The organism is Streptomyces odontomachi (assembly GCF_024435355.1).
Classification (GTDB): domain Bacteria; phylum Actinomycetota; class Actinomycetes; order Streptomycetales; family Streptomycetaceae; genus Streptomyces; species Streptomyces odontomachi.
In genome coordinates this window covers 25,605-39,905 of record NZ_JAMJWG010000005.1, presented here as the reverse complement: position 1 = coordinate 39,905, position 14,301 = coordinate 25,605, and the positions used below count along the sequence as shown (strand labels likewise).

Annotated in this window: 12 protein-coding genes; 5 read left to right on the top strand and 7 right to left on the bottom strand. The window is 72.8% G+C overall.

All coding sequences use genetic code 11. The annotated features are described in order from the left end of the window. Positions 1 to 25: 25 nt before the first annotated feature. The gene (locus NQO67_RS13050) at positions 26 to 1,390 is read right to left on the bottom strand and encodes an MFS transporter (protein ID WP_255950071.1); all 1,365 of its coding nucleotides are present in this window, start codon (positions 1,388 to 1,390) and stop codon (positions 26 to 28) included. 100 nt (positions 1,391 to 1,490) lie between these two features. On the opposite strand from NQO67_RS13050, the gene NQO67_RS13045 reads away from it, so the two are divergent. Beyond that, entirely contained in the window at positions 1,491 to 2,672 is a 1,182-nt protein-coding gene (locus NQO67_RS13045) for a GlxA family transcriptional regulator (protein ID WP_255950070.1), read from the top strand. Between the two features lie 484 nt (positions 2,673 to 3,156). Continuing rightward, the gene (locus tag NQO67_RS13040; RefSeq protein WP_255950069.1) at positions 3,157 to 3,993 is read left to right on the top strand and encodes an arylamine N-acetyltransferase family protein; all 837 of its coding nucleotides are present in this window, start codon (positions 3,157 to 3,159) and stop codon (positions 3,991 to 3,993) included. A gap of 85 nt (positions 3,994 to 4,078) precedes the next feature. Here the strand turns inward: NQO67_RS13040 and NQO67_RS13035 are convergent, their stop codons facing one another. From NQO67_RS13035 to NQO67_RS13025, 3 genes are all read right to left on the bottom strand, one after another. After that, positions 4,079 to 4,696 (bottom strand): ATP-binding protein, encoded by a 618-nt coding sequence (locus NQO67_RS13035; protein ID WP_255950068.1) that lies wholly within the window; start codon positions 4,694 to 4,696, stop codon positions 4,079 to 4,081. Positions 4,697 to 5,293: 597 nt separating this feature from the next. Further along, entirely contained in the window at positions 5,294 to 5,806 is a 513-nt protein-coding gene (locus NQO67_RS13030) for an EF-hand domain-containing protein (RefSeq protein ID WP_255950067.1), read from the bottom strand. Positions 5,807 to 6,087: 281 nt separating this feature from the next. Beyond that, positions 6,088 to 6,450: an STAS domain-containing protein gene (locus tag NQO67_RS13025; RefSeq protein WP_255950377.1), complete on the bottom strand. Its 363-nt coding sequence runs from the start codon at positions 6,448 to 6,450 to the stop codon at positions 6,088 to 6,090. A gap of 522 nt (positions 6,451 to 6,972) precedes the next feature. Between NQO67_RS13025 and NQO67_RS13020 the strand changes: the two genes are divergently transcribed. After that, positions 6,973 to 7,653, top strand: coding sequence for an RNA polymerase sigma factor (locus tag NQO67_RS13020; RefSeq protein WP_255950066.1), 681 nt, complete (start codon positions 6,973 to 6,975; stop codon positions 7,651 to 7,653). Continuing rightward, positions 7,650 to 8,975, top strand: a complete 1,326-nt coding sequence (locus NQO67_RS13015; RefSeq protein ID WP_255950065.1) for a zf-HC2 domain-containing protein — start codon at positions 7,650 to 7,652, stop codon at positions 8,973 to 8,975. Before NQO67_RS13020 ends, NQO67_RS13015 begins: the two co-directional genes overlap by 4 nt. 58 nt (positions 8,976 to 9,033) lie before the next feature. Here NQO67_RS13015 and purU read toward each other — a convergent pair whose 3' ends face one another. Beyond that, positions 9,034 to 9,924 (bottom strand): formyltetrahydrofolate deformylase, encoded by an 891-nt coding sequence (gene purU, locus NQO67_RS13010; RefSeq protein ID WP_255950064.1) that lies wholly within the window; start codon positions 9,922 to 9,924, stop codon positions 9,034 to 9,036. 51 nt (positions 9,925 to 9,975) lie between these two features. Further along, positions 9,976 to 10,422, bottom strand: a complete 447-nt coding sequence (locus NQO67_RS13005; protein ID WP_255950376.1) for an SCO4402 family protein — start codon at positions 10,420 to 10,422, stop codon at positions 9,976 to 9,978. A gap of 260 nt (positions 10,423 to 10,682) precedes the next feature. Here NQO67_RS13005 and NQO67_RS13000 point away from each other — a divergent pair, with 260 nt between their 5' ends. Further along, complete coding sequence (locus NQO67_RS13000) at positions 10,683 to 12,005, top strand: ABC transporter substrate-binding protein (RefSeq protein ID WP_255950063.1); 1,323 nt, start codon at positions 10,683 to 10,685, stop codon at positions 12,003 to 12,005. Between the two features lie 94 nt (positions 12,006 to 12,099). Here NQO67_RS13000 and NQO67_RS12995 read toward each other — a convergent pair whose 3' ends face one another. Beyond that, positions 12,100 to 14,070, bottom strand: coding sequence for a hypothetical protein (locus NQO67_RS12995; protein ID WP_255950062.1), 1,971 nt, complete (start codon positions 14,068 to 14,070; stop codon positions 12,100 to 12,102). Positions 14,071 to 14,301: the final 231 nt, after the last annotated feature.

The window sequence follows — 14,301 nt, the reverse complement described above, 5'->3', positions numbered from 1 at the left end:
GGGGCGCCCGGTCGGCGACGCCGCCCTACCCCGCGCTCACCGAGTCGCCCGCCGCCGCAAAGGGCCCCCGGCGCACCACCAGCGACATGAGCGCCGCCCCCGCGCACAGCGCCCCGCTCGCGTACCACACCACGTCGTACGAGCCGAAGGTGTCGCGGGCGACGCCGCCGAGGAACGCGATGACGGCCGCGCCGACCTGGTGGGAGGCCATCACCCAGCCGTAGACGATGGCGCTGTCGGCGCCGAAGTGGGCGCGGCACAGGGCGAGGGTGGGCGGCACGGTGGCCACCCAGTCCAGGCCGTAGAAGACGATGAAGAAGACCATCGACGGGTGGACGCTCGGCCCGAACAGCACCGGCAGGAACAGCAGCGAGAGCCCGCGCAGCGCGTAGTAGCCGGCCAGCAGCCGGCGCGGCTCGAACCTGTCGGTGAACCAGCCGGACGCCACCGTGCCGACCACGTCGAAGATGCCGACCACCGCGAGCAGGGAGGCCGCGGCCGTGGTGGGCATGCCGTGGTCGTGGGCGGCGGGCACGAAATGGGTCTGCATCAGCCCGTTCGTGGACGCGCCGCAGATCGCGAAGCTGCCGGCCAGCAGCCAGAAGGTGTTGGTGCGTACCGCGCCGAACAGCACCCGCACGCTGCGCCGGGCGGCGCCCGGGATCGGATCCGGCTTGGGCACGAACGTCGGCGCCCCGTACGGCTTCAGACCCACGTCGGCCGGATGGTCGCGCAGCAGCAGCCAGACGAAGGGCACCACGGCGAGCGCGGCGAGCGCCACGGTGACCGCCGCCGAACGCCACCCGTGGGCCTCGGTGAGCCAGGACAGCACCGGCAGGAAGACCAGCTGGCCGGAGGCGGAGGCGGCCGTGAGGATGCCGGTGACCAGGCCGCGCCGCTCGGTGAACCAGCGGTTCGTGACGGTGGCGGCGAAGACCAGCGCCATCGAACCGGCGCCGAGGCCGACGAGCAGGCCCCAGCACAGCAGCAGTTGCCAGACCGCCGTCATCCACACGGTGAGGCCGGCGCCGAGTGCGATGACGGTGAGCGCGACGGCGACCACGCGGCGGATACCGAAGCGGTCCATGAGCGCGGCGGCGAACGGGGCGGTGAGACCGTAGAGCGCCAGGTTGATCGAGACCGCGAGGCCGATGGTGCCGCGTGACCAGTGGAACTCCTCGTGCAGCGGGTCGACCAGCAGACCGGGGAGAGTACGGAAGGAGGCCGCCCCCATGATCGTCACGAAGGCGACGGCCGCGACGAACCAGGCCCGGTGCACCGTCGCCCTGCGCCCGGCACGCCCAGCGGGATCGCCACGCCCGGCACGCGCGGCCGGCGCGGCATGCTCCGCCGGCGCCTCGGGGACGCCGGTGGCCTGGGGCTCTGCCATGGAACTGCGGGGTTCGGTCGTCTGTGTCACCCGGACAGGCTCACCGACGACGGCAGCCGGAACGAGTGGCCCGAGGGACAGCATTGTCTAGGATCGGGCCATGGTTGCCAGGACTGCACACCCTCCGGAGACCGGGCACGCCGGAAACGGCGCCGGGCCACACCGGGCCGAGACGACGCACGCCCAAGCGACGCACGCCCAAGCGGCACGCGCCGAAGCGACACACGCCCAGGCGATCGCTCCGGGCGCGCCGGCGCCGACCCCGCCGGTGCGCCGGCACCGTGTCGTCGTGCTGGCCCTCGACGGTCTGCTCCCCTTCGAGCTGGGCATTCCGCAGCGCATCTTCGGCAAGGCGGCGGACGCCGCCGGCCGGCGCCTGTACTCCGTCACGACCTGCTCCGTCCGGCCGCCGGGCCCGGTCCGCACGGACGCCGACTTCGCGGTCCTGGTGGAGCACGGGCCCGAGGCGCTGGCCGCCGCCGACACCGTCGTGGTGCCCACCTCGTACGAGCTGGGCCCGGTCTTCGAGGAGGGCAGGCTGACCCCGGAGTTGGCCGCCGCGCTCGCGCACATCACCCCAGGCACCAGGCTGGTCTCCATCTGCACCGGCAGCTACGTGCTGGCCGCCGCCGGCTACCTCGACGGCCGACCGGCCACCACCCACTGGTCGTCGGCGGAGCACTTCCAGCGGCTCTTCCCGAGGGTCAGGGTCGATGCGGACGTGCTCTTCATCGACGACGGCGACGTGCTCACCTCGGCGGGGGTGGCGGCCGGCATCGATCTGTGCCTGCATCTGGTGCGCCGTGACCACGGCAGCGCCGTCGCCAACGAGGTGGCACGCCACACCGTCGTCCCACCGCACCGCGACGGCGGGCAGGCGCAGTACATCCGGCGACCGCTGCCCGAGCCACGGCAGGCGACCACGGCGACGGCACGCGCCTGGGCCCTGGAGCGCCTCCACGAGCCGCTCCAACTGCGGGACCTGGCCGAGCAGGAGGCCATGTCGGTACGGACCTTCACGCGCCGGTTCCGCGACGAGACGGGCGTGAGCCCGGGACAGTGGCTGACGCAGCAGCGCGTCGAACGGGCCCGCCAGCTACTGGAGTCGACCGACCTGCCCATCGACCGGGTGGCCGCCGACTCCGGTTTCGGCACCGCGCAGTCGATGCGGCAGCACCTTCAGACCACCCTCGGGGTCACCCCCACCGCCTACCGCCACACCTTCCGCCCGAGGAACGCGGGGAACTGCCCGACCGACCACACGAAACCTGCCGGTGCGTGATTGCGCGCTCCCCACCGCCGCGAAGCCATGGGGGGTACTCCCCCACTGCCCTGATGGTGTGGGAGGCGCCCCCACCCACGCCCGTTCAGGGCAGTGGGGGATCAGTTCCCCGCGTCCTTCAACGGGGCGCACCGGCTCCAAGGCCCTGACCGTGGAGGCCGACGCCACAGGACGACCCGCACTCGCCGAGCGCGTGCCCATCGGCCCTCGGCGTCCCCTCGCGGCGAATCGCTGACCACAAGCGTGATCAAACGGACACGCGGCGTCAACACCCGATTAAGGATTAGTGACGCGCACCACCTTCCCGCTCGCACACCAGCTCACCCATGGGACAGGAGGGACACGGGTGGCTGACGGCCCCGGGCCCTCCGGAGGCACCGCGCTTCCCCGGCCGCGGGCTTGAGCCGTGGACTACCGTGGAGAGACTGCCCCGCAGTGACGGGCGCGACGGGACGGGCCAGAGGGAACGGACGGAACGGGCAGCATGGCCGGGATCAACGAGGTCGACGGGGACGAGTGGCAGAGCGACCGCCTGGATCTGGCGGCCTACCTCGCCAGGATCGGCGAAGGAGGCGGCCCTCCCACGACGGCGACCCTCGACCGGCTGCACCGGGCGCATGTCGCCTCGGTCCCGTTCGAGAACTTCGACCTGGTGCTCGGCCGCGAGATACGCGTCGACATCGACGGCGTGGCCCGCAAGCTGGTCCATGGTCGCCGCGGCGGCTACTGCTACGAGCACGGGGTGCTGTTCGCCGCAGCGCTGGAGCAACTGGGTTTCCGCGTCCGGCGTCTGCTGGCGCGCGTCGGCCATCACCCCGAACGCCCGCGCGCCCGTACCCATATGACGCTGCACGTGCGGGCCGACGACGGGGAGCGGCTCGCCGACGTCGGCTTCGGCTCCGGGCTGCTGGCGCCGCTGCCCTGGGACGGGGACGAGCACCCCCAGGACGGCTGGGCCTACCGGCTCGTCACGCTCGAGGACGGCGCCCGGGGGCTCCAGGAGCGGGGCACCGGCGACTGGTCGACGCTCTACGGCTTCTCCCCCGAGCCGCAGCACGCCTCGGACGTGGTGATGGCCAACTACTTCACCTCCACGCACCCCTCGTCACCCTTCGTCGGCCGCCCGGTGGCCATGCGGCGCCTGCCCGACCAGCGCATCCGGCTACTGGGCCGGACCCTTCAGACCAGCAGCCCCGACGGCACGGAGAAGCAGCGGGCGATCACGGACGACGAACTGCCCGGCCTGCTCGCCGACACGTTCGCCATCCCGCTGTCGGACGCGGAGCTGGCGACGCTGGTGCGGCGGCTCCCCTCGGAGTGATGCCGCGCCCGGACGAGCCGCCGCCCGCCGCCAACACGCCGAGCCGCCGGTGCGGGTGAGGCGGCGTCGGGTGCGCCGGCGCCGCTCAGGCGCACTCGAACGCCAGCAGCGCGCTGCCGCCGTACGCGGCACCGCGCTCGGGCGTCCCCGAGGGTCGTGCGGACCGTGCCGGGCCGCGGTCGAGCTCGCACCAGATCCGCTTGCCGGCGCCGGACGGCTCCCAGCCCCAGCGGTCCGCGAGGCCGTCGACGAGGGCGAGGCCCCGGCCGCCGGTCGCGTCGTCGTCGACGTGCCGCGGGCGCGGCGGTCGGGCGCAGTTGTCGGCGACCTCGATCCGCACGGATCCGACGACGAGTTCCGGGCCGCCGGATCCTTTCGGCTCGCCCGTACCGCGCCCACCGCACGCGTCGCCGCCCGGCGTGCCACGGCCCCGGGGCGGGGCGGCGCCGTCCGATCCGGCGGCGGGGTCCGTCTCCGGCGCGGCGTTCGGCGTACCGCGCAGCAGGATCCGCAGCACGGCCGGACAGCCGGTGTGTACCACGGCGTTGGTGACGAGCTCGGAGACGATCAGGACCAGCGTCTCCGCGATCGGCTCGTCGGCCGCTATACCGGAGCCGGCCAGCCGGGAACGCGCCCATCTTCTTGCCCGTCCCACCTCGGCGGGATCGGGCCGGACCTCCAGCTGTACTTGAAGCACCTGCACTGCTCACACCATCCGAACCGGCCCGGGGCTGCCCCCCGGGCTCGTCAAGCTCCCCTCAGGGACGCTCCCCAGACACTTCGGGCTCCCCCAGTGCCTGATGAACACCCCCGGGGAGAACATCGCCTCGCGCCTCCGATGAGCAACAAGGATCACGGAACGTGATCCCCTTGAGAGACAGCATGGTTGACGTACAGTCACCCCAACAAGCGCTTCGGGCATATTCCAGCGCGAAGGAGTACGCGTGCGGCATACTGTGCGACGCGCACCGCGGGGAGTCGAACACGCCGGCGCGACACATCGCCCTGCGCTCTGAGCGGCACACATGCCCGATTTCGGGGCCACCGCAAGGGCGGCTCCGGCGATCCTCGGGCGGCGAACCACTCGCATGGCACTCAAGGTACCGGAGTACACCGCCGACTCCATGCCGTGACCACGCACGCGTCCGACACACGTCGACATCAACGCTCCGTAAGCGTAATCGGCTACGCTCCGTCACCACGGTGCCGTTGTCCGGCGCCCGTACGGAACCGAGCCGGATCGGGCCGGATCGATCCGTATCGGGCCGGGCCCGACCGGTCGTGGCGGGGTGCGTCGGGGCTACTCCGGCACCGTGAAGTACTGCGCGAACGCGGACACGATCTCGTCCTCCGCGATCCTGCCGTCGCCGTCCCCGTCGAGGGCAGCGGCGGCGACCTCGGCCACGGTCGGGCTCACGCCCAGCACCCGCAGGACGCGTCCGACCTCGGGGACGGAGACCGCGCCGTCGCCATCGGCGTCCGCGATGGCCAGTGCGGCGTGCAGGAAGGGCCGGGCGATGGCGGCGAACCGGTCGGGGTTGTCATGCAGCCGCTTGACCGCGCCGCCGACGAACTCGTCGCGGGTGATGCGCTGGTCGCCGTCCCGGTCGGCGATGCCGGCCATGCCCTGCCAGAACGCCTCGGCCCCTATGAAGAGGGCCTGCCCCTTGTCCGAACGGGCCGTGGTGCCGAATTCGGCGAGCAGCGCCCGTGCCGCGGCGCTGAAGTCCTCGCGGTCGATGTAGCCGTTGCCGTCCTGGTCGAAGCCGGCGAATCGGCTGGCGATCCTGCGCTCGTACTCGGGACTGGACATGTCGTGTGGGCCGCCTCACATATCCGGTGGATGCATCTGCGGGACTCCCTCGTGCTCGACGACCCGGGAGGTGTCCCGCCCGGCGCCTCGGGGGCCGGAAGGAATCCAGCGCCTCAAGGGCCTGGGCGTGACTCCCGGCTGACGCGGAGCCTACGTCCTTGTGACGGGAGAGTACGTCGTCACGCCGTGGCGCACGTATGCCTCTTGCGTATGGAAGGGAGTTCCGATACGCGCGTGGGGCGCAGCAGACGGCGCACCGGGGGGCGTACGGAGACCGAGCGTCATGCGGAGAGCGGCTCGGCCGTATCGTCGGTGGCGTCCGCCACATCCGCGTAGGTTTCGAACAGGCGGCGCACGCCGAGCGCGGAGAGCACGCGGTTGACGTGCGAGCCGTCCTCGGCGCCGTGCGCCGGCAGCACGACGCGCAGTCGACCGCGGCAGGAGCGCATCAGACGGCGCGTGGCCACCAGCACACCGACGCCGCTGGAGTCGCAGAACTGCACACCGGACAGGTCGAGGACGAGGCTGTGCCGACCTTCGGCCACCGCCTCGTGCACCCGCTCGCGCAGCAAGGGGGACGTCACCAGGTCCATCTCACCCGACACCCGCAGCACGGCCCACCCGCCCTGCGCGTCCTGGGTCATCTTGAGCGCCACGCCCCACACAGCCTTTCGCTCGTCATCCGGAAGCAACTCCTACGCTTCCAACTCCGCGGCTGCCCACGGTGTCGAACCACGAAACACCCGTACGGGGATCCCACGACAGATGTCTCGAACATCCGCGGTCTTGTTTCGGCACGGATAAATCATCAACGGACCATACAGAGTCACACTAGGGCGCCAATGCAATGAAAACACAATGAAAACAGACAGGATGACGCACAGACGGTGACGTGCCCCTTACCACCTGCGGCCCGTGCTCGGGCGTGCATTGCCGCAAAGGGGCGTCCATTTTCGGCCCCGGCGACTACATTTCAGAGGGACGGCAACACCGTCCGTGCACCTCTCCGGTGAGGCATGGCACACGGCCGGTGCAGAGCAGACGGAAGCGCGGGACACGGGCAAATGGAGCTCGGCGGGGAGCACAGCAGAGAGCGGGCGGGGCACCGACCAGACCACGAGTACGCCGGCGATCAGGCGCCGGACACAACGAGTCGGGGAAGTCGCATGGCGCAAAACGCACCGCCACTGTGGGATCGGACACTGCACCGGCGCCTGGTGGCCGGGGAGGCCGCTGCGCTCGGGGAGGCGTACGACCGTTTCGCCTCGCTCGTACACGGACTCGCCCATCACGTACTCGCCGACGAGGCGGCCGCCGGCCGGATCACCAGCGAGGTCTTCGGCCACCTCTGGGCGCACCCGGAGGAGTACGACCCCGCGCTGGGCCCGTTGCGCTACTGGCTCGCCGAGCTCACCCATCACCTCGCGGTGCAGCGGGTGCGCAGCGCCGGCGGCGCGGTGCCGGCCGGCGGCCGGCGGGACCCGTACGGCGCCGTGGGCGCGGACGACCCGGACGGCGCGGCGGAGCTGGAGCGCACCGTGCGCAGGGCCTCGACGGCGGCGCGCGCCGACCGTCTCGTGACCTCGATGCCGGCGCCGTTGCGCGCCGCGCTCGACCTGGCGTACTTCGAGCGCCGTGACTGCCGGCAGGCCGCCGCCGACCTGGGCATCAGCGAGGCGGAGACCCACCAGCGCCTCCGGCTCGGCCTACGGCTGATCGCCACGGCGCACGGCGCGGGCCCCACCCCACCGTCCGCGGGCGCGGGTCCCACCGCGCCGTCCGCCCCCGACACCACCCCCTCCACGCCGGACGCGCCCTCCGGACACGGCCACGGGAGACCGATGTGAGCAACCCCGACCACCCCGGAGGCCGCCACCCCGTACCGCCCGGTAGACCGGACCACACCTCGGGGCCGGGGCCCGAGCGGCCCACCCGGTCCGGACAGCCCGCCCAGCCGGACCACGCCCCGCACCACGCCCCCGCTCCCGCCCCGGCGCCGGCGGCCGAGGCCCGTCCCGCGCCCACCGTGCGGTCGCACCGTGCCCTGAAGGCGCTGCTCGGCGCGTGGGCGCTGGCCGCCTGCTCGGCGGAGGAGGCGGCGGCGGTGGAGCACCACCTCGGCGGCTGCGGGGCCTGCGCCGAAGAGGCGGTGATGCTGCGGGAGGCGGTCGGCCTGCTGCATCCCGCGGAGAGCCTCGACCTCGATCCGGCGCTGCGCGCCCGCGTCCTGGAGACGAGCCTGGCGCGCCGGCCGCCGCGCATACCGGTGCCCGGTTGGGCCACGCCGTACGACGCGGAGACCGCCCGGCTCGACGCGCTGCTCCAGGACATCGGCGCCCCGGAGTGGCATGCGCCGGTACGGCTGCGCTGGTACGCGTACGACCGCGCGATCAGCCGCCGGACGACCGTCGCCGCGGTCCTCGGCCACCTGCTGAGCGTGGACGGCCTGGTCGCCGTCGCCCTCGGCCTGGACGACCCGCTGGGCGCCGGCGTCGCGCCCGGCCTGGATCCCGTGCAGCGCACGGAGGCGTACTGGCGCACCTCGCACCTGCCGCCGACCATCGCCATCCGCACCCCGTGGCGCGACCAGAGCCACCGCCTCGTCCGCACGGCGGCGTTCGCGGCCGGCGGCGGCGCGGGCGACGAGGTCTCCGCGGTGCCCGTTCCGTACGGCGACTTCACCCTGCCGTTGTGTGACGCCCTGGTGGAGCGGGCCTTCGAGTGCTGGATCCACGCCAGCGACATCGCGGCCGCGGTCGACTACCCGTACGGCCCGCCCGTGCCGCGCCATCTGCGCCGCATCATCGACCTCACGGCGCGCCGGCTGCCGGACGCGCTCGCCGGGCACCACCGCGCCGGCGCACCGAGGACTCCGATTCCGCCGTTCGCGCCCCAGGGGCATGCGGTGGACGATCCCGGCCGGGTTCTGCGGTTGGAGATCGAGGGGGCGGGCGGTGGCGAGTGGCTGATCTCACTGGACGGCCATGCGGCGGGATCGGACGCGTGCCAGCACGCCCGCGAGGTCGCCCATGTCGCACTGGACGGCTTCGAGTTCTGCCGGCTGGCCGCCGGCCATGTCACTCCGGAGGAGGCGACAGCGGGCAGCACCGGCAACCGGGACGCCGTCACGGCCTTCCTGGTCGCCACGGCGTCCCTGAGCCGGATGTGAGCGGGATGCGAGCCGGCGCGGGTCGTCGGATGTGAGCCGGCGCGGGGTGTGAGCGCGCTTACGCGAACACCACGGTCCGGCGCCCGTTGAGCAGGATCCGGTGCTCCGCGTGCCAGGCGACCGCGCGGGCGAGCGCCTGGCACTCCACGTCGCGCCCGATGGCGACCAGTTGCTTCGGGGTGACGCCGTGCCCGACGCGCTCGACCTCCTGCTCGATGATCGGCCCCTCGTCGAGGTCGGCCGTCACGTAGTGGGCCGTGGCACCGATCAGCTTCACCCCGCGCGCATGGGCCTGGTGGTAGGGCTTGGCGCCCTTGAAGCTCGGCAGGAAGGAGTGGTGGATGTTTATGATCCGGCCGCTGAGCTGCTTGCAGAGATCGTCGGAGAGCACCTGCATGTAGCGCGCGAGCACGACCAGCTCCACCTGCTCCGTGCGGACCAGTTCGAGCAGCTCGGCCTCGGCCTCCGCCTTGTTGTCCGCGGTGACCGGAATGTGGCGGAACGGAACGTTGTAGGAGCCGACCAGCTCCGCGAAGTCGGTGTGGTTGGAGACCACGGCCGCGATCTCCACCGGAAGCGCTCCGGTCCTGGCCCGGAACAGCAGGTCGTTCAGGCAGTGCCCGAACTTGGACACCAGCAGCACGATCCGCATCTTCTGGCCGGCCCGGTGGATCTGCCAGTCCATGTGGAACGAGTCGCCGACCGCCGCGAAACTGGCCCGCAGCTTCTCCACGGTCACGGGCTCCTCGGCGGAGAAGTGCACCCGCATGAAGAACAGCCCCGTGTCGTCGTCGCCGAACTGCTGGCTGTCCACGATGTTGCACCCGGTCATGAACAGGTAGCTCGACACGGCGTGCACGATGCCCTTTTTGTCCGGGCAGGACAGGGTCAGCACGTACTGCTCGGCGGGCGCGGGGCGCGCGGTGTCACGGTCGGGCTGCTCGCTCATGTCCGCAAGAATCGCACATCCGGCACAGCGGGCAGGCCCGGCCGCAGGGACTCAGGCGGACCGGGTCATGATCTGAAGCACTTCAAGCGACTTCGGCATCTCGTCGGGATCATCGCCGTCGCTGGTGGCCAGGCGCACATGCGCATCCCGCGCGGCCCGCACCGCCTCGGGCCAGGCGTGGTGCTCCAGATACGCCGAGACGGGCGCGTCAGGTCCCACCTGGTGCATGATCCGGAGCACCCTCAGCACGGCCACGTCGACCAGCGAAGCCTCCTGGGAGTCGCGGAAGATCGTCCCCACGTACTTCTCAGCGGACCAGTTGTCCAGCCAGGTGTCCTCGACGAGGCGGTAGACGGCGTCGGTGACGTCGCCGTACTCGGCGCGGCCACTGAGCCAGCACTCATGCTGGAACCTCGGATCGGAGAGCATGTGCAGCGCCGAGCGCACATTGCTGCGCCAGCGCCACCACGGCATGTCGTTCACGGGCATGCCGTCCATGGTGAAGGAGCCACGGCGGTGACGGGAAGGCTTCTCGGAAGTCTGCACGGTGTGTGATCATACGTACGCTCCGAAAAAGCCCGTCCGGCACCCCGGAAAAGCCCGGCCGACGCCGCGGAAAAGCCCGGCCGACGCCGCGGGAACGGCCATCCGACGCCGCGGGAACGCCCGAACGTCGCACCTGGTCTTCACCCTGCTGTCACTTTCCGTTACCCGGGTCGCCGGCGCCGATTATCTGGACGGGGCCATCGTGCGGTTCCATGACCGGTCGGCGAAGCAGGCGCTCCTCCCTCCTTTCCGCTCTTTCCCGCCTCCCACGGCGCACGGGCACACCAGCGCTACGCCCCCTGCGCACCGGCGCGGCGCTGGCGTTGTGCGCGGCGCTCACCGCGGCGTGCGGAGCACTGCCCGGGGACCGCGGCTCCGAAGCGCCGATCAAGGTCATGACCTGGGCCCCGGAGAACACCACGGCCACCAACAAGCCCGGCATGCCCGCGCTGGCCCGTGCCTACGCCCGCTGGGCCGACTCCGAAGGCGGCCTCGGCGACCACCCCCTCACGGTGCTCACCTGCAACGACCACAACTCCTCGGCGGGCGCGGCCGCCTGTGCCCGCCGCGCCGTCAAGGAGAAGGTAGTCGCGGTCGTCGGCTCCTACAGCCAGTACGGCAACTCCTTCATCCCGCCGTTGGAGGGCGCCGGCATCCCGTACATCGGCGGCTTCGGCCTCACCGACGAGGAGTTCTCCAGCTCGGTGTCCTACCCCGTCAACGGGGGCCAGCCGGCGCTGCTCGCGGGCAACGGCCACCAGCTCGGCTCCGGCTGCTCCAAGGTGGCGCTGGTGCGCCCCGACACCATCGCGGGCGACAGCCTCCCGCCGCTGCTCGACGCCGGCCTGCGCGCCAAGCGGCATGACCCGGCGGCCGACATCCGGGTCCCGGAGGACGCCAACGAGTACTCCGCCATGGCCGGCCAGTCGCTGTCCCGGGCGACCGACGGCGGTGTCGCGGACGGCGGTTGCGTGTCGGTCGCACTCGGCGACCGCACGGACACGTTCTTCGACTCCTTCCGCCGCACCCGCGACTCGTACCCGAAGGTCAGGGTCGGTTCGGTGCTCGGCAGCGTCGACCAGTCCGTGCTGGACCGCACCGGGGGCGCGCACAGCCCGTACGAGGGCGCGTACATCACCGGCTGGTACCCCGTGGCCACCGATGCGAAGTGGCACACGATGCGCCGGGTCATCCGTACCCACGCCTTCGGGGACAACCGCATCGACCCGTCCGACGCGGGCGTGCAGACCACGTGGATCGCCTACACGGTGCTCCGCAAGGCGGTCGAGTCACTCGGCGACCAGCCCGTCACCGGCAACTCCCTGCGGCATGCCTTCGACAACGGCCTCCGCGTCGGCACCGACGGTCTGACCCCCACCCTGAGCTGGCGCTTCGAAGACCTGCTGGCCGCCGAGGACTACCCGCGCGCGATCAACACGGACGTCACCTTCCAGCAGGTCAAGGGCGGCCGGCTGGTGGCCGAGCGAGAAGGGTTCGTCAACGTGTCCGCCACGCTGGAGAGCGCGGACTCGTGACGACCCGCCGGCGCACACCGGCGCCAACCCCGCCCGGCGACCCCGGGTTGAGCTGGAGCAGGACGTACCCCGAGTACCAGAGTGCCCCGTTGACCTAGAGCTGGGACTTGTCCCGAGTGGTGAGCCCGTACTTGTTGGCGATCACGTTCCACAGGTCCGCCGCACGGCCCTTGGCCTCCGTTGCCTCTCCGCTCGCCTTGTTTCCGGCCCCCGCCTGCGCCGTGTTGCGCGCATGCCCCTTGTGGCAGGCCTTCTTGTTGCCGGCGATCTGGTCGGCCCAGGCCGCGTAGTGGTTGTCGGCGGAGGCGGACGCGTGCCAGGCGTCGTTGAGCGCTGAGGTGAGCTTGTCGTGGTCGGGCAGCTGGTCGACGGCGACCCCGGAGAGCCGGGTGACGAGCCCGTTGCGCTGCTTGGCCGCGTTGCGCAGGTCGGTGGCGGACTGGCCGAGGTTCTTGCACGCCTTGACGTTGGCGACCGCGTTGATCACCGCGTCACGGCTGTTGTTGCTGTCCGCGAGGAGCTTGTCGAGCTGGGTGGCCTGCGCCTCGGCGGGGTCGGCGCTGGGCGATCCGGTGTCGGCGGGGGCGGTCGTGGCGCCCCGCGCGTCGTCGTGGGGCTTGTCGCCACCGCTGGTGCTGAGCAGCGCGCCCACGCCGACGCCGAGCACCACGATGCCGACGCCCACCGCGATCAACGGCGCCTTGCTGCGCTTCGCGGGCCGCTCGTCGTCGTCATACCCGGCGGGTGCGTACCCGCCCGGGCCGCCGTACTCGCCGCCGTACCCCGGCGCGTACGGGCCCTGTGGTGCCGGTCCCGGGCCCTGCGGGTGGTCGATGCGCGGCAGCTGCTGGGTCGAGGCGGCCTCGCCCGGTCCAGGCTGGGTGCGGAAGAGGTTGTCGAACTCGGCCGGCGGCTGTCTGCCCGGCCCCCCGTCCGGATCCAGCCCGGCGCCGGCGCCCTGCGCCCCGGGCGCACCGGGCCGGACCCCGTACGGGGCGCCCTGCGGCCCGCCGGGGACGGGTGCGATGTACTGGGTGGGCTGGTTGTCGGGGTCGGCCCCCGGACCTGGCCGGGCCGCGCCGCCAGGCACGCCGGGACCGCCCTGCGGGTTCGCGCCCGGATGCCGCGGCACCCTGCCCAGCTGCTGGGTGGCGTCCGCGGGCAGCTCGGGCGGCAGGGCACCGGGCATGCCGTGACCACCGGGTCCACCGGAACCGGCGGGTGCCCCCGGTCCACCGGGACCGGACGGGGCACCCGGCCCGCCGCCGGCGATCGGAGGCAGGTACTGGGTCGCCGCCTCGTCACCGGCAGGTCCGGCCGGCGGCACGGGGCTGCCGTGGGCGCCCGGAAGCGGACCGGCGTGCGCACCGCCGGGGCCCTGGGCGCCGGTCATGTCGGGGCGTCCCGCCGGGTCGGCGGGCGGCAGCGGCCCCGCCCCTACGGGCGGCAACGGTCCGGGCCCCGCGGGCGGCAGGCCACCCGGGTGGGGCATGGCGGACGGCACCTGCCCGGTGCCTTGGGGAGCGTGCGGCTGCGCGCCGTACGAAGCGTGTGGTGCGTGTGGTGACGCGTCGCCCGGGCCCGAGGAGGGCGGCAGCGCACCGCCGGGGTAGCCGTATCCCGCTCCCGCGGAAGCCCCCGCGCCGTGCGGTCCGAAACCCTCGCCAGGTCCGTTGGGCGCACCGGGCGGCGGGAAAACGGGGTCGGCGGCCGGGGGCAGCGGCACCGGCCCGGCGGCCGGAGGCAGCGGCGCGCCCCCCAGCGACTGTTGCCCGAACGCGTCCATCGGCTGGTGGGGATACCCGTAGGCGGCGGGCGGCTGCTCGGCCGCGCCGGACGCCGGGCCCCAGGCCTGTCCGGGTGCCGTGGGCGGGGCCGTGGGCGGCATGGCGGTGGAATCCGGTCCCCACGGCTCACCCCAGGGCGTACCGCCCGCAGGAGTCGTCTGGTCTCCGGCGGTACCAGGCACCACGGGCCCGCTCCCGTCGGCGGGCAGCACGATGCCCTCGCGCGGCTGCCGCACCGAGGGAAGATGCGGTTCCTCGCCCTGTCCGCTGTGCGTCACCGGGACTCCTACGTAGGGGGACTATCGAACCGTCGGATTACGCTACCGGTTGCCCGGAGCCGGGTGCCACGCAGCGCAGACCCTCCCCGCGCGGGGGCGAGGCACGACCGTGGAAACGGGACGGTGCTCATCACGCATACCCGCTGTCCACAGACTCTTTTCGGCCAACTCTATCGGGGCACGGGGCCGAGCCATGGCGTGCGTCACATCGCCGGGGCACCCGCGACATCA

Excerpts from the sequence above, each read along its gene's own strand:
- NQO67_RS13050 (WP_255950071.1), bottom strand. The coding sequence starts at position 1,390 with ATGGCAGAGCCCCAGGCCACCGGCGTCCCCGAGGCGCCGGCGGAGCAT.
- NQO67_RS13045 (WP_255950070.1), top strand. The coding sequence starts at position 1,491 with ATGGTTGCCAGGACTGCACACCCTCCGGAGACCGGGCACGCCGGAAAC.
- NQO67_RS13040 (WP_255950069.1), top strand. The coding sequence starts at position 3,157 with ATGGCCGGGATCAACGAGGTCGACGGGGACGAGTGGCAGAGCGACCGC.
- NQO67_RS13030 (WP_255950067.1), bottom strand. The coding sequence starts at position 5,806 with ATGTCCAGTCCCGAGTACGAGCGCAGGATCGCCAGCCGATTCGCCGGC.
- NQO67_RS13025 (WP_255950377.1), bottom strand. The coding sequence starts at position 6,450 with ATGACCCAGGACGCGCAGGGCGGGTGGGCCGTGCTGCGGGTGTCGGGT.
- NQO67_RS13020 (WP_255950066.1), top strand. The coding sequence starts at position 6,973 with ATGGCGCAAAACGCACCGCCACTGTGGGATCGGACACTGCACCGGCGC.
- purU (WP_255950064.1), bottom strand. The coding sequence starts at position 9,924 with ATGAGCGAGCAGCCCGACCGTGACACCGCGCGCCCCGCGCCCGCCGAG.
- NQO67_RS13005 (WP_255950376.1), bottom strand. The coding sequence starts at position 10,422 with ATGGACGGCATGCCCGTGAACGACATGCCGTGGTGGCGCTGGCGCAGC.
- NQO67_RS13000 (WP_255950063.1), top strand. The coding sequence starts at position 10,683 with ATGACCGGTCGGCGAAGCAGGCGCTCCTCCCTCCTTTCCGCTCTTTCC.